A 14,515-nucleotide genomic window follows, 5' to 3' on the forward strand; every position below is an offset into this window, starting at 1 on the left:
TGAGGCTATTATCTATCTGTTTTCAGCCCCTTTAAATACAGCATTTTCTCCATTACTCAACTAACTAAAAATAACCCAGCTTAAATAAGTGTTGCTTATATTTACTGGGTCTAAGGAGAAAAATGAGATGGAAAAAAAGAGAGATACACAAAAAATGTATGCTGCATTTGCAGGAAAGACAAAACAAGAATTATTGAACTTCTTTCATTCGACTGATCAAGGAATGAAAGACGAACAAATTGAAGAATCAAGAGAAAAATATGGTGAAAATTCAATCTCTTATGGGAAGAAAACACCTTTTATTGTAGAAGCTTTAAAAGCTTATATTACACCATTCACCTTGGTATTGATTGCACTCGGAGTGATTTCATTTATCACAGAATACGTGTTAGCCGCTCCTGGGGATAAAGATTTATTTGGAGTAATTATCATCTTTACGATGGTCATCGTCAGTGGAACGATGACGTTGGTTCAATCTGTTCGCTCTAACCAAGCCGCAGAAAAATTAAAATCATTGGTAAAAGTAACCGCAGCAGTTAAACGTAACGGTGATTATACTGAGATTCCAATGGAAGAAATCGTTTGTGGAGACCTTGTTCGATTATCAGCAGGTGATATGATTCCTGCAGATATGCGTCTGTTGTCAGCCAAAGATTTATTTATTTCACAAGCTGCCTTAACTGGTGAAAGTTACCCTGTCGAAAAGCAAGCGATTGTTTACGATGATGAGACTTTGAGTGAAACTAGTTATGAAAATTTGGCTTTTATGGGAAGTAACGTTATCAGCGGGAGTGCTGAAGGTATTATTGTATCTGTTGGTAATGAAACATTATTTGGACATGTGGCTCAAACGCTCTCTGAAAAACCGATCAAATCAAGCTTCGAAATTGGTATTCATAAAACATCCATGTTATTGATCAAATTCATGGCTTTAATGGCACCAACAGTTATCGTTATCAATGGGTTGACTAAAGGGGATTGGCTGGAAGCTTTTCTATTCGGTTTATCTGTAGCAGTCGGTCTTACACCTGAAATGTTACCAATGATTGTTACTACGAACTTAGTTAAAGGTGCTAGCGTGATGGCGAAAAAAGGAACGGTCATCAAAAATTTGAATGCGATCCAAAACTTTGGTGCGATCGACGTGTTATGTACGGATAAAACTGGGACATTGACTCAAGATAAAATCATTTTAGAATACCACATGGATTGTTCAGGTAAAGAAGATGATCGTGTTTTACGCCATGCGTATTTAAATAGTTACTATCAAACAGGATTAAAAAATCTGTTGGATGTAGCAATTATTGATGAAGCCAAACAAACGTTAGCAACCGATAAAATCAATTACCGCAAAGTGGATGAAATTCCATTTGACTTTGAACGTCGTCGGATGAGTGTCGTTGTAGAGGACACCGCAGGTAAAACACAAATGATTACCAAAGGTGCGATCGAAGAGATGTTGAGTATCTCTAATTACATCGATATTGATGGGATCGTTAGTCCATTAACCAATGAAAAAAGAGAATCAGTTCTTGCAAAAGTGAGAGATTTAAATGAAGATGGTCTACGTGTAATCGGGGTGGCCCAAAAAACAAACCCAAGCGTAGTTGGCGAATTTTCAGTGAAAGATGAGTCAGATATGGTATTGATTGGATACCTTGCTTTCCTTGATCCTCCAAAAGAAACGACGAAACAAGCACTAAAAGCATTGAAAGATCATGGTGTCGCAGTCAAAGTCTTAACTGGTGATAATGAATTAGTCACTCGTTCGGTTTGTCGTCAAGTGGGTCTGGAAATTAATGAATTGATCACTGGCGAAAAGATTTCAGAAATGGATGATCGCGAATTAGCACAAGTTGCTGAAAATCATGAAGTATTTGTTAAATTGAATCCTCAACAAAAGGCTCGTTTAACGACAGCTTTACGTCAAAATGGCCATACCGTGGGCTTTTTAGGTGATGGTATCAATGATGCACCGGCAATGAAAGTAGCGGATATCGGTATTTCGGTTGATACAGCAGTAGATATCGCAAAAGAATCAGCCGATGTGATCTTACTAGAAAAAGATTTAACGATTTTAGAAAGAGGTCTTTTATCTGGTCGAGAAACATTTGGGAACATCATGAAATACATCAAGGCAACTGCAAGTTCAAACTTTGGGAATATGTTCTCTGTCTTAGTTGCCAGCACATTCTTACCATTCTTACCAATGTTGCCACTGCAAATTCTCTTTTTGAATTTGATTTACGATGTGTCTTGTATCTCACTTCCATGGGATAAAATGGATAAAGAATATCTACATGAGCCTAAAAAATGGGAAGCATCAAGCATTGGGAAATTTATGGTGTATTTTGGACCTACGAGTTCGATTTTTGATATCACTACCTACTTATTGATGTACTTTATCATTTGTCCAGCAGTTGTAGGTGGAGATTTCCATACATTAGATGCACAACAAAAGATCATATTTATTGCGTTGTTCCATGCAGGTTGGTTCGTTGAATCATTATGGTCACAAACATTAGTCCTACACGCACTACGGACACCAAAGATTCCATTTATCCAAAGCAATGCGACATTTGCGATGTTTACGATTACGACATTAGGAATCGTTGTAGGTTCGATTCTGCCATTTACAGGCTTTGGTGCAGAACTAGGTTTGATGCCGTTACCAGGAACTTACTGGACTTGGTTAGTCGTAACGATTTTAGCTTACTTGACATTAGTGACAATGGTCAAAAAATTCTATATTAAAAAATTCGGCGAACTATTGTAATGGTTGATGAATACCATTTAAAAAGAGGTTGTGAAGTCATCGGGTAGCTCCGAAGACAATAAGAAAGAATTTTTTGAAACAGTTTCTCATGTTTTGAAAAATTCAGGCTTATTGCAAGGAGTTGATGAATGAACACCGTTTACCCATCCGTTCTCACCTCTAATCATGAGTTCGGGGCACTTCAAAAGTGCCTCGGGCTCATTTTTTTCTATACCTTTCATTTTATTATGAAAGGAAAATATGATTCGTTCTGTGCAAATAACAATGAAACATGCTAAACTATGGATATTGTTTTCTGAAAGGAATAGTGAAAAATGAAAGGCGCAATATTTGATTTAGATGGACTATTAGTTGACACGGAGAAAACCTATCGTGATGGTTGGTTATGGGGATTCCAACAGTATGATTTAGCGATTCCCAAAGAAGTAGTAGATGCTTGGGGAGGTAAAAACTGGAAGCAAAGTTTTGACATTTTAGTGAAAGCAGCTGGAAGCCCTGAAAAAGTTCAAGAAGTTCGTGCTAAGCGTGAAGAATATTTTTATCAACAGCTTCATAACGGTGGGATACAATTAAAACCCTATGCGAAAGAAGTTTTAGCTGAATTAAAAAAACGTGACTTACGACTTGGATTAGCGACAACGACAATTACTAAAAGAGCGACTGATATCTTAGCCCAATTTGATTTGGCTAATTATTTTGATACGATGACATTCGGTGATGAAGTAAGTGAAAACAAGCCTTCACCTGTTCCTTACTTAACCGCTTTAGAAAGAACAAAATTAGTTGCTTCAGAAGCATTTGCAGTGGAAGATTCTTTAGTTGGAGCTACTTCTGCTTCCCGAGCTGGGATGGGCGTTGTTTTAATTCCAGATACTAGTTTTGAACGAAATTATACAGCAGAAGAAAAAGAAAAATTAAATTTACTTGCTGAAGGAAACGACTTACGAACTGTTATTGAAATGTTAGATAAAAAAACAACAAAATAATTCAATCATTTTTTTTGTAAACTTCTTCCTTGACTTTTAATTATGAGTACGGTAAATTATTCGCAACAACTAAATAAGTATATTCGTTGATAAGGAAAGTAAACTTGAACGATTTCTTAGAGAGGCTCTGTTTGGTGAAAAGAGTCAAATCCGCAAAGTTGAAAATGGCCTTGGAGAATAATTTGTCGATAAGTAGATAAATTCGGTCGTCGTTCAACCGTTAAACTGAACCCCAATCTCTCAGGAATGAGACGTTGGCTAGAGGGAAGGAAACTTCCGAATAAAGGTGGTACCACGATTCGTCGTCCTTTTACTAACATTTTTTGTTGGTAAGAGGATTTTTTTATATATTTTTTTGCAATGATGTAGTAAGTACAGTTGGAAATCTTTTAACAGAGAGCTTCGGGAGCTGAGAAGAAGCAAAGAGGAACGATTGGAAAATGGCTACTGAGCATTTTACCCCAAGCATTTTGTGAGGCGGTAACGGCTGCGACCGGTATCTCGCTAGAGTATGTTTGTACTTGAAGAGGAGCGACATGTGAATGTGGCTTGAATATGAGGTGGTAACACGCAAAAAGGCGTCCTCAAGGAAATGATTGAGTTCATTTTCTTGAGGATGCCTTTTTTATTATACAACAAGGAGGAGAACGAATGATTGAGTTAAAAAATATCAGTGTCCATTTTGAACAAAAAGGAAAAAACATTCCAGCTGTCAATGAAGTGAATTTATCGGTGTCCCAAGGAGATATCTATGGCATTGTGGGCTATTCTGGGGCAGGAAAAAGCACATTAGTTCGTGTGATGAATTTCTTACAGAAACCAACGAAGGGGGAAGTAATCATCCAACAGACGAATTTAAGTGATCTCACACCAAGAGAATTAAGAAAAGAACGGAAAATGATTGGTATGATTTTTCAACATTTCAACTTAATGGAAAGTCGCACAATTTTTGATAACGTTGATTTCTCCTTAAAGTATACTGGGAAATCAAAACAGGAACGTCGTCAGAAAGTAAGTGACTTACTGGATTTAGTAGGGTTAAAGGAAAAAGCTTCTGCCTATCCCAGCCAATTATCTGGTGGACAGAAACAACGAGTAGCGATTGCGAGAGCTTTAGCAAATGATCCCAAAATATTGCTTTGTGATGAAGCGACGAGTGCCCTTGACCCAAAAACGACTCATCAAATTCTAGCTCTGCTCAAAAAATTAAATCGCCAATTAGGATTAACGATCGTCTTGATCACCCACGAAATGCAAGTAGTGAAAGAAATTTGTAATAAAGTGGCGGTGATGGAAGCTGGACGAATTATCGAAAGTGGAAGTAGTGTTCAAATTTTTAGTCATCCAAAAGAAGAACTAACGAAAGATTTTATACGTACAGCGACTCACTTAGATCAAGCATTGGAAAAGATTACTGGACAGCAAGGCTTTGCAGAAGAGCTTACGGATAAATGGCTAGTTGAACTGAGTTATGTGGGGAGCCAAACGAATGAACCATTGATTGCCCAGTTGTATAGCAAATACCAAGTAACAGCAAACATTCTTTATGGCAATATCGAATGGCTGCAAGAAACACCGATAGGTAGCTTGGTGGTAACTTTAGCGGGAGATAGCATTCAAAAACAAAAAGCTCTAGATTATTTGATCCAATTAGGTATCAAAGTCAATCTCTTACAAAAACATGAAACACAAGAAAGAATCAAACTCGTTGAAGGAGGCGTTTAAGATGAACGAATGGCTCAAAAGCTATCTGCCAAATGTTTATTTGATCCCAGATGAATTCATTGAAGCGACAAAGCAAACACTATATATGACTTTCTGGTCTGCTTTGATTGGGGGAATCTTGGGCATTATATTAGGGGTGGTTTTAGTCGTTACCCGCCCTAAAGGATTAATTGAAAACCGCTTATGTTTTGAACTTTTTGATAAGGTGATCAATATCGTACGATCCATTCCATTTATCATTTTACTCTCTTTACTTGCATTGACGACTCGTTTTATTGTCGGAACAACAATTGGAGCAACGGCAGCACTAGTTCCTTTGATTGTCGGCATCGTTCCTTTTTTTGCTCGACAAATCGAAAATGCCTTGCTTGAAGTTGATCCCGGTGTTATCGAAGCTGCACAAGCAATGGGAACGAGTCCATTGGGTATCATTTTTCGTGTTTATTTACTGGAAGGACTACCTAGTATCATTCGTGTCTCAGCTTTAACGATCATCAATGTTATTGGCTTAACCGCAATGGCAGGTGCTGTAGGAGCTGGTGGTTTAGGAAATTTAGCTATTTCTCGGGGCTATAATCGATTTCAAACAGACGTAACGGTTGTTGCGACATTATTGATTTTGGTATTGGTGTTTTTAAGTCAATTTATCAGTAATTTTTTAATTAAAAAAATATCACATTAATGGAGGAGAAAAAATGAAAAAAGTGATTCGATTTGCTGTAGTGACATTCGTCGCATTATTTTGGTTGGCAGGCTGTAGTCAAGGAAAGGCAGATACAAAAACAAAAGAAACAACTGTCAAATTAGGGGTGATTGGTGAAGATACAGATGTTTGGGACGATGTAAAAGCACGTCTAAAAAAGGAGAATATTGAATTAGAATATGTAAAGTTTACCGATTATAATCAACCAAATGCGGCCTTAGATGATGGCTCAATTGATTTGAATGCCTTTCAACACCAGTTCTTTTTAGATAACTATAATGAAGAACATGGCACAAATCTAGTTTCAATCGGAAACACCGTAAATGCCCCATTAGGAATCTATTCCAATACGATCAAAAAGATTGAGGAAGTAAAAGAAGGTGCAAAAGTAGCCATCCCTAATGATGTAACCAATGGGGGACGCGCTTTACTTCTTCTTCAATCAGCGGGGCTGATCAAAGTTGATCCATCGAAGGGACAGACTCCGACGATTTCTGATGTGACAGAAAACGATAAAAAACTTAAGCTCACAGAATTGGATGCTTCGCAAACAGCACGTGCGCTAAACGATGTGAGTCTTTCGGTCATCAATAGTGGGGTAGCAGTCGATGCAGGGTTCACACCAACGAAAGATGCAATTTTCTTAGAACCAGTGGATGATCGTGCCCGCCCTTATGTCAACATCATTGTTGCCCGAAAAGAAGATGAAACAAACCGTACGTATCAAAAAATCGTTGATACTTATCAAACTGAAGCAACTGCTAAAGTCATTGAAGAAACGTCAAAAGGTTCGAGTGTTCCAGCATGGAAAACCTTTGGTCGTAAATGAGCATCATCAGAAAGTACAGCTCAAATTAACTAGAAATTTTTATCGGAAGCCAGCATACAAGGAGGAATTTTTTTATGACTACATCAACTATTTCAACGAATCGATCCAGTTTATTGAAAGAAGCGATCCAAGAAAGATTACCAGAATATCAAGCACTTGCCTTGGATATCCATCAACATCCAGAAGTGAGCAATTACGAATTTTATTCATCTGCTGCATTGATTCGCCAGTTAGAAAAAGAAGGCTTTACAGTTGAAAAGGAGGTCGCTGGACACCGTACAGGATTTGCTGCTAGCTATCGCTCAGATAAACCAGGTCCGACGATTGCATTTTTAGCTGAATTTGATGCACTTCCTGGAATTGGACATGCGTGTGGACATAATCTTTTTGGAACGTATTCCGTATTAGCCGCGAGTATCATTAAGAAACAAATTGACGAAATTGGTGGTGAGATCCGAGTGTATGGAACACCAGGGGAAGAAGGAGGAGAGAATGGTTCAGCGAAAGGGAGCTTTGTTCGTGAGGGATTATTTGACGATGTGGCGGCTGCTTTATGTGCTCATCCAGCTTACCGTTACGGAAAAACAACCGAATCGCTAGCTAATGATCCAGTTGATATCAAATTTTATGGAGTTGCTTCTCACGCTGCTGCAGCACCCGAAAAGGGAGTAAACGCATTAGAAGCACTGATCCAAGTTTTTAATGGTATCAACGCACTACGATTACAATTACCTAAAGATGTCAATATCCATGGGATCATCACTAACGGCGGAGTTGCTGCTAACGTCATCCCTGAATATGCTGCAGGACGTTTTTATTTACGTGCTGGCAATCGCCAAACATTAGATATAGTCTTTAAAAAAGTGGAACAAATCGTGAAAGGGGCTGCGTTAAGTACGGGCACAAGCTATGAATTTGGTTTGTTTCAAAATGCGGTAGATCATATGATTCCGACACCTTCTTTCGATGAGTTGTTTTTTACACATGCAAAAGCAGCTGGAGTTCCAGAAACGGAAATCGATGTAACAGAAAAGACCAGCTTAGGGTCCTCTGATGTAGGGAATGTCAGTCAAGCGATTCCGACGATTCAACCAACTATTTCGATTTCAGATGAGTATATCGCTGGACATTCGGAAGAGTTTAAAGCAGCCGCAAAAAGTGAAAAAGGGTTGGCATCGATCGCCATTGCAGCAGAACTATTAGCGGCTACCGCTTTAGATTTATTAGAACAACCAGCTTTATTGACAAAGATTCAGGAAGAACACCAACAACTTTTAGAAAAAAGTCAGTTAACTGGTTCGACTTTTTAAATAAATAATGATTTATGATTTGAAAAAAATAGTCATTTTGTATTGACAAAAAATCTCGCAGAAGGTAAACTTCATGAAAGTCAACTTTTCACATAGTAGCGTTTCAGGTGTTTTGTTCAGAAAGTCGGTGGTAGCTGCGAACCGATCAAGCCGAAATGTCGAATTACATGAAAAGGAATAAAAACTAAATAGTTAAATCAAAGTGAAAAACAGAACTGTTTTTAATTAAGGTGGTACCGCGGAGTCATTCGTCCTTAGTTGAAAATAGTTCTTTTTGTTTGATTAGAGGGGGAAATGCCCATGAATTGTGGCGGAGTCATTCGATATCTATTCTTTTTTAGTACTTCGATTAACTAAAAAAGGAGAATGATTATGAAGAAAAAAGGAAAACCGAGTTTTAAAGAAGCTGTATTTGTCTTATTGGTGATTGTGGCAAGTATAGCAATTGGGGTTGTCGGATTAAAATTATCACCAAACATTACGATCTTAGCAGCAATTGGAATGATCATGCTTTACGCTGTAGTGAAAAGATACCCAACAGAGTGGTTACATGAAGGAATTATCAATGGAATCAAACCGGGAATCATTCCGATTTTTATCTTTATATTAGTCGGCGCACTGATTGCGGTGTGGATCCAAGCAGGAATTATCCCGACACTTATGGTTATTGGTTTTAAATTGATAAGTGTCAAGTGGTTTGTTCTTTCTGTATTTGTTGTTTGTGCTATCGTCGGTAGTGCAGTAGGGAGTGCTTTTACTGTCATGTCAACGATTGGGATCGCATTTTTCGGTATTGGTACGACATTAGGAATTAATCCAGCGTTAGTCGTGGGATCAATTGTTTCAGGTGCTGTTTTTGGAGATAAAATGTCTCCTTTGTCAGAGTCAACCAATCTAGCCGCAGCAATCGTTGATGCCGATCTATTCAAGCACATCAAACATATGATGTGGTCTACGGTTCCAGCTTTTGTCGTTTCCTTCTTTTTGTTCATGGTTCTTGGACACACAAATAGAGAAACTAGTCTAACGGCTATCCGAGAAGTCACTGATATCCTGGAAGCAAACTTTACAATTTCTTTTTGGTCGTTGATTCCCTTGTTCTTAATGTTATTATGTGCTTGGAAAAAAGTACCAGCTATCTTGACTATTCTGTTAAATATAGCTGTGGCGGTGGGGATGATCTTTATTCAGAATCCGCAAACCTCTCTTAGTAGTTTAGCGACAGTGATTGAATCTGGATTCGTTGCAACTACTGGCAATCAACAAATTGATTCATTACTTAGTCGTGGTGGGATCGAAAGTATGATGCCAACTGTTTCTTTGATCATTTTAACATTATCACTTGGTGGATTACTCATTGAATTCGGTTTGATTTCAACTGTTATGGATGTCGTTTCTAAGAAAATGACCAATACACCAAAATTGATTTTCACCACATTGATGACAAGTATTGGTGTCAATCTCTTTATTGGAGAACAATTTTTATCAGTTATCTTACCTGGGAATGCGTTCAAAGAGACTTACCAGAAAGCTGGGTTTGACCCAACTGTTTTAGGTAGAACGTTAGAAGATGGTGGCACAGTGATCAATTACCTTGTACCTTGGGGAATTGCGGGCAGCTTTGTAGCTAGTACCTTTGGGATTCCAACCCTCACATACTTACCATTTGTCTTTTTCAGTTTACTCTCACCAGTTTTTTCAATGGTTAGCGCCTTTACTGGATTAGGGATCGAAAAAATAGACGAAAAGCCGAATGGAACGCTTGGTATCGATACAAACGAATAAACTCTCGGAATATTTGAATCAAAAAAACGCTCAAAACAGCAATGTTTCGGGCGTTTTTTTACGATATACTTATTTTTGTTCTTCAATCAACTTCTTCATTTGTTCGATTTCTTTTTCTTGCGCTTCGATGATGTCGTTTGCTAATTTCTTGACTTCAGGATCTTTCAAATTGGCACGTTTACTGGTTAAAATAGCAATCGAATGATGAGGGATCATGGCTTTCATCCAAGCGACATCACTGACTGTTGTTTGACTACGGACCATAAACAAAGAACCGGCAAATACTAAGACACTTACCCCTAAAATGATTTTGTTCAATGTTTTATTCTCATACATTTTCCACATAAATAAGAGCATGATGATCGCCATTACAGCGCCCATCATCAATGCCATGAACACCCGTGTACGACTAAAGAAAAGATGATCGATCGAGTAGACATTCAAATACATCATACCAAACATGATGACGGTCGATACCCCAATCATTAATAAAAATTTCCAATACTTTTTCATTTAAAAACACTCCTTTTATTTTTTCCCCAACTTTTATCTTCTCAGCTTACAAAAAAACAAGCAACTAAATTGTTTGGTACAACTTAGTTGCTTGTTTTTAGCTTAAGGAACTCAAGCTATTTATAGGGCTATTAAGCAAAGATATCATTTTTCTTGCGGTAGCTAAAGAAAATCACCAAGTAAAGAAGGGCAGTCAATAATGTCACACCAATTGAATTAGTGAAGAAGATTCCCACAAAGATCAATCCTAAAACTACGATTGCTAATAAGTTTACCCCTTTTTCAAAAAGAGAACCTTTCTTTAATGCAAGGATAAAGGCTGCAATACTGATCATAAGCCAGATGACTAAGACAGTGTAGGAAAGAGAACCAGCCAAATAGCCAAATAGTTTGTCACCAACAAAGTAAGAAAGAACAACGCCTAAATATAAAACACTTGCGCAAAATAATACGGAACGTTGTGGAACATGGTGTTTATTCAAAACAGATAGTTTTTTTGCTGCACCTTTTTTGTCTTTTAAACGGAAATACAGCAAACGTGAAGAAGCATATACACCTGAGTTGATGGAAGAAAAGAGCGCTAAGATGATCACAAAGTTTACAAGATCAGCGGCAAATGGAATATGCATTTTTTCAAATACCATCACAAATGGGCTAGCAGATGAGTTTGCCAAGGTATCCCAAGGGAAAATGATTAACAACAAGAACAATGGAATGATATAAAATGAAATGATTCGTCCCATTACTCCACGAATTGCCTTAGGAATCGCTTTTTTGGGATTGTCTGCTTCACTTACTGTGATCGCAATCAATTCTGAACCACCATAAGAATAAATAACTACGAGTAACGAGTTGACGATTCCTTTCATACCATGAGGGGCAAAGCCACCATGATCCGTAATACTGTTTAGTGTAGGAAAGACCCCAATGTCAAACATTTGATGACCTACTAGGTATATCCCGAAAATAATCAACAATATGATTACGCTGATTTTAGCAAATGCCAACCAATACTCAGTTTCAGCAAATAACCGCACAGAATATAAATTAATCAACGTTGTCAACACGGCTAGAATTAAGACAAAGGTCCAAGGTGGAATCGTTGGAAACCATAATTGTAAGAAGGATGCTGCCGCTACAGCTTCGGCAATAATATTGATCGTCCATAATGAATAGTAAACCCAGTCGATAAAGTCAGCAGAATGGGCACCTAAAAAAGGTCGAACAAGCCCCGATAATCCATGCTGGGTATCCCCGTCATCTAAAACTAATTTACCAAGACCATTCATTACGATGAATAAAACAGCCCCACCAATCAAAAAAGCAATCAAGACACCAGGACCGGCAATCCCAATAGCTTCGCCACTTCCTTTAAATAGTCCCGCACCAATAGCACCCCCCAGTGCTAGCATCGTGATGTGTCTGGAACTTAGTTGTTTTTTTAGTTTGTTTGTTTCAGTTTTCTCCATAAGCAACCCCTTTTCTAAGACTAAACTATTGACGACGAAACAATCGTAGTCAAATGATTGATAACTATATTAAGTAGAAAAATAACTTTTTATATCATAGCAAATTATCTGACAATTTCAACAATTCTGTAAATAAAAATTTCTACTTTAATGAAAACATCATATGTTTGTCATAAATTTCCTATGTAAGCGTAAAACTTGATAGTAGGAGCAAACCCTAATAAGAGAGCGTTTTGTTTGTCTTTTCCTAAGGGAAGAAATTATGATAGCAAAAAATCACTAATTTTCATGTTACTATTGAATTAATCAAATGAACCATAATGGTCATAGGAAAGTGAGGAAACCAGAATGTCAAAATTGCCTATCTTATTGGTTGCAAAAGATAAAGCGTTGTATTTTTTACCCTCGATTGATTCATTAGATGTCATTTCGGGAAAAGATTTATTAGATCCAGTGTATTTTAATTTTTTCCACCCCAAATTGAAAGAATATGAATTGATCGTTTTTTTAGATTATGGATTCGAAACGGAAATAGCTGCGAAGATCCGCCCTTATACAACAGCTAAAATCGTTTTATACTTTTGGAATCATTTGAAAGAAGAGGAACACTTTCGAATGCTTCAACAAGCACAAAACGAATCGGCCGTCGATGAAATATACCATTTTGACCGGATAGAGGCGCAAAAACTTGGATTACGCCACAATAGTTCATTTTATTCTAAAAAGATGAAGATTCCTCAGGTGGAAGTCACTTCTGATTTGTTTTTTGGTGCCACTGATAATGGTCGTAAGGAGCTAGCAGAGAGCTATCGCAAGGAATTTGAACAGCGTGGACTTACAACCAATTATTATATTTTACCTTCACGAGGAAATGAGCAGGCGAATTATCTTTCTTACGCAGATTATTTAGCATTGACCGCACAATCACAAGGAATTTTAGAACTCATGAGAGCAGGACAAAAAGGAGTCACTTTACGAACTTTTGAATCTAGTTTTTTTGAGAAAAAGTTAGTGACTGACAATGAAGCAATTAAAAGCTACTATTTTTATAATCCTCAAAATATCTTTTTACTTCAGGAACGAAATTTGGATGAATTGCCGGAATTCCTGCATTCACCTTTTCAGCCAGTTGATCCGAACATTTTAAACTTTTTTGATGTCAATAATTGGGCTCAAAGGTTCTTATGGCTAGATAAAGTAGACTTTGAAAAATATGAGTATCATAAAGAAGATTAAGAATGTATGGGTGAAAAAGCTGGAAAAATTTTTTAGAAAAACATTCGTTCTTTTAACGATGTAAACCTTTTCTCATTATACCAGATAAATCGCTTCCTTTTACGTTAATTATTTCAGTGGTAGCCGTAATAGTTGATAGTTATTTCTTCCTATTTAATAGTAAAATAGGCTCCATAGGTTTAGTTGGCGTATCAGATATGATAAATGTATCGTCATTTGTTTAATATCTGATCGTTAAACAAGCGGATCTTTTGGTTTGATGGAGGAAAAATGAATAGATTAGAACGAAAAAAAATAATACAAGTGATTTTAGGGACAAGTATGATTGCATTAGCGATCACATTATTGATCACTGCACATAAAGGCGCAGATACGATCAGTGTTTTTTTATTAGGAATGTTGACGTTGATCGATATTCCCTTTTGGGTAGCTAGTTTGTTGTTTAATGCAGTAGTGTTAGGAATCGTTGCTATCTTCAATCGAAAAGAATTAGGGATCGGTAGTTTAATCAATGGTTTTGGATTGGGATTACTGATTGGACAGATTGAACCATGGCTAAATAAACTTTCAGTTAACATGACTGGCTATTCGATCATGGCAGTTCTTTTAGCTCCTATTTTATTTGGGGTTGGAGCGGGATTATATGTTTCTTCAAATAAAGGATCTGCCGCACTAGAAGCACTGACTCAATTGCTTTATAAATTTACGGGATTCAGTTTAACTTTTATTCGGATCGGTTTAGATGCACTAATGGTCGTTGTAGGCGTATTATTAGGTGCCCCTATTGGTATCGGAACACTTCTATGTGTACTAGCGATTGGACCAATCTTTGGATTAACACTAAAGCAATTGAATAGAGTTTAAACGTGTGAAGCAATTCTGTGCAAATCGAACATCATATTTATATGTATTACATAGAAAGAGTCGGATTGATATCCAGACTCTTTTTTGTTTTGTTTACTAATGATTCAGTTTAATGAAAAAAATAAAGAGAAAGTTTATTTTTGTTCAAAAAGTTGAACGATAACAAAATAAAAAAACAAAAAACAGCATTATTTTTGTGCGAATTTTCTCTGGAAATCCATCAGACAGCTAGATAAAGTGATTAAAAAAACGGATACATATTAAATAAGGTAAGACTTTTAAGAAGTAATTAGACCAATATTTTAGTTTATTTCGGATT

11 protein-coding genes and 2 other annotated features are annotated in these 14,515 nt (G+C 37.1%); of the genes, 9 read left to right on the top strand and 2 right to left on the bottom strand.

Annotation, left to right across the window (positions count from 1 at the left end):
• Positions 1-127 precede the first annotated feature (127 nt).
• From mgtA to nhaC, 7 genes are all read left to right on the top strand, one after another.
• Positions 128-2,776, top strand: coding sequence for a magnesium-translocating P-type ATPase (gene mgtA / locus AB5M32_RS00580; protein ID WP_178286685.1), 2,649 nt, complete (start codon positions 128-130; stop codon positions 2,774-2,776).
• 314 nt (positions 2,777-3,090) lie between these two features.
• Entirely contained in the window at positions 3,091-3,762 is a 672-nt protein-coding gene (locus AB5M32_RS00585; protein WP_178286683.1) for an HAD family phosphatase, read from the top strand.
• A 77-nt stretch (positions 3,763-3,839) separates the two neighbouring features.
• Positions 3,840-4,075, top strand: a binding site (T-box leader).
• Between the two features lie 38 nt (positions 4,076-4,113).
• Positions 4,114-4,351, top strand: a binding site (T-box leader).
• A 62-nt stretch (positions 4,352-4,413) separates the two neighbouring features.
• Entirely contained in the window at positions 4,414-5,487 is a 1,074-nt protein-coding gene (locus tag AB5M32_RS00590) for a methionine ABC transporter ATP-binding protein (RefSeq protein WP_178286681.1), read from the top strand.
• Between the two features lies 1 nt (position 5,488).
• On the top strand, positions 5,489-6,169 hold the full coding sequence (locus AB5M32_RS00595; RefSeq protein WP_368024228.1) for a methionine ABC transporter permease: 681 nt from the start codon (positions 5,489-5,491) through the stop codon (positions 6,167-6,169).
• Positions 6,170-6,182: 13 nt separating this feature from the next.
• Positions 6,183-7,019: a MetQ/NlpA family ABC transporter substrate-binding protein gene (locus tag AB5M32_RS00600; RefSeq protein ID WP_178286677.1), complete on the top strand. Its 837-nt coding sequence runs from the start codon at positions 6,183-6,185 to the stop codon at positions 7,017-7,019.
• Between the two features lie 74 nt (positions 7,020-7,093).
• The gene (locus AB5M32_RS00605) at positions 7,094-8,329 is read left to right on the top strand and encodes a M20 family metallopeptidase (protein ID WP_368024229.1); all 1,236 of its coding nucleotides are present in this window, start codon (positions 7,094-7,096) and stop codon (positions 8,327-8,329) included.
• Between the two features lie 372 nt (positions 8,330-8,701).
• Positions 8,702-10,114, top strand: a complete 1,413-nt coding sequence (gene nhaC / locus AB5M32_RS00610) for a Na+/H+ antiporter NhaC (protein ID WP_368024230.1) — start codon at positions 8,702-8,704, stop codon at positions 10,112-10,114.
• A 69-nt stretch (positions 10,115-10,183) separates the two neighbouring features.
• Here the strand turns inward: nhaC and AB5M32_RS00615 are convergent, their stop codons facing one another.
• Together AB5M32_RS00615 and AB5M32_RS00620 are read right to left on the bottom strand one after the other, a co-directional pair.
• Positions 10,184-10,627, bottom strand: coding sequence for a DUF305 domain-containing protein (locus AB5M32_RS00615; RefSeq protein ID WP_034699754.1), 444 nt, complete (start codon positions 10,625-10,627; stop codon positions 10,184-10,186).
• 131 nt (positions 10,628-10,758) lie between these two features.
• Positions 10,759-12,096, bottom strand: coding sequence for an amino acid permease (locus AB5M32_RS00620; protein WP_010719900.1), 1,338 nt, complete (start codon positions 12,094-12,096; stop codon positions 10,759-10,761).
• Between the two features lie 348 nt (positions 12,097-12,444).
• On the opposite strand from AB5M32_RS00620, the gene AB5M32_RS00625 reads away from it, so the two are divergent.
• Entirely contained in the window at positions 12,445-13,332 is an 888-nt protein-coding gene (locus AB5M32_RS00625) for a hypothetical protein (protein ID WP_010738325.1), read from the top strand.
• Positions 13,333-13,602: 270 nt separating this feature from the next.
• Positions 13,603-14,196, top strand: coding sequence for a YitT family protein (locus tag AB5M32_RS00630; protein ID WP_010719897.1), 594 nt, complete (start codon positions 13,603-13,605; stop codon positions 14,194-14,196).
• Positions 14,197-14,515 lie beyond the last annotated feature (319 nt).

The sequence above is a fragment of the Enterococcus sp. C57 genome, from assembly GCF_040887305.1.
Classification (GTDB): Bacteria; Bacillota; Bacilli; order Lactobacillales; family Enterococcaceae; genus Enterococcus_B; species Enterococcus_B hirae.

What these genes read in the sequence shown, in the direction of transcription:
- mgtA (WP_178286685.1), top strand. Translation starts at nt 128, where the DNA reads ATGGAAAAAAAGAGAGATACACAAAAAATGTATGCTGCATTTGCAGGA.
- AB5M32_RS00585 (WP_178286683.1), top strand. Translation starts at nt 3,091, where the DNA reads ATGAAAGGCGCAATATTTGATTTAGATGGACTATTAGTTGACACGGAG.
- AB5M32_RS00590 (WP_178286681.1), top strand. Translation starts at nt 4,414, where the DNA reads ATGATTGAGTTAAAAAATATCAGTGTCCATTTTGAACAAAAAGGAAAA.
- AB5M32_RS00595 (WP_368024228.1), top strand. Translation starts at nt 5,489, where the DNA reads ATGAACGAATGGCTCAAAAGCTATCTGCCAAATGTTTATTTGATCCCA.
- AB5M32_RS00600 (WP_178286677.1), top strand. Translation starts at nt 6,183, where the DNA reads ATGAAAAAAGTGATTCGATTTGCTGTAGTGACATTCGTCGCATTATTT.
- AB5M32_RS00605 (WP_368024229.1), top strand. Translation starts at nt 7,094, where the DNA reads ATGACTACATCAACTATTTCAACGAATCGATCCAGTTTATTGAAAGAA.
- nhaC (WP_368024230.1), top strand. Translation starts at nt 8,702, where the DNA reads ATGAAGAAAAAAGGAAAACCGAGTTTTAAAGAAGCTGTATTTGTCTTA.
- AB5M32_RS00615 (WP_034699754.1), bottom strand. Translation starts at nt 10,627, where the DNA reads ATGAAAAAGTATTGGAAATTTTTATTAATGATTGGGGTATCGACCGTC.
- AB5M32_RS00620 (WP_010719900.1), bottom strand. Translation starts at nt 12,096, where the DNA reads ATGGAGAAAACTGAAACAAACAAACTAAAAAAACAACTAAGTTCCAGA.
- AB5M32_RS00625 (WP_010738325.1), top strand. Translation starts at nt 12,445, where the DNA reads ATGTCAAAATTGCCTATCTTATTGGTTGCAAAAGATAAAGCGTTGTAT.
- AB5M32_RS00630 (WP_010719897.1), top strand. Translation starts at nt 13,603, where the DNA reads ATGAATAGATTAGAACGAAAAAAAATAATACAAGTGATTTTAGGGACA.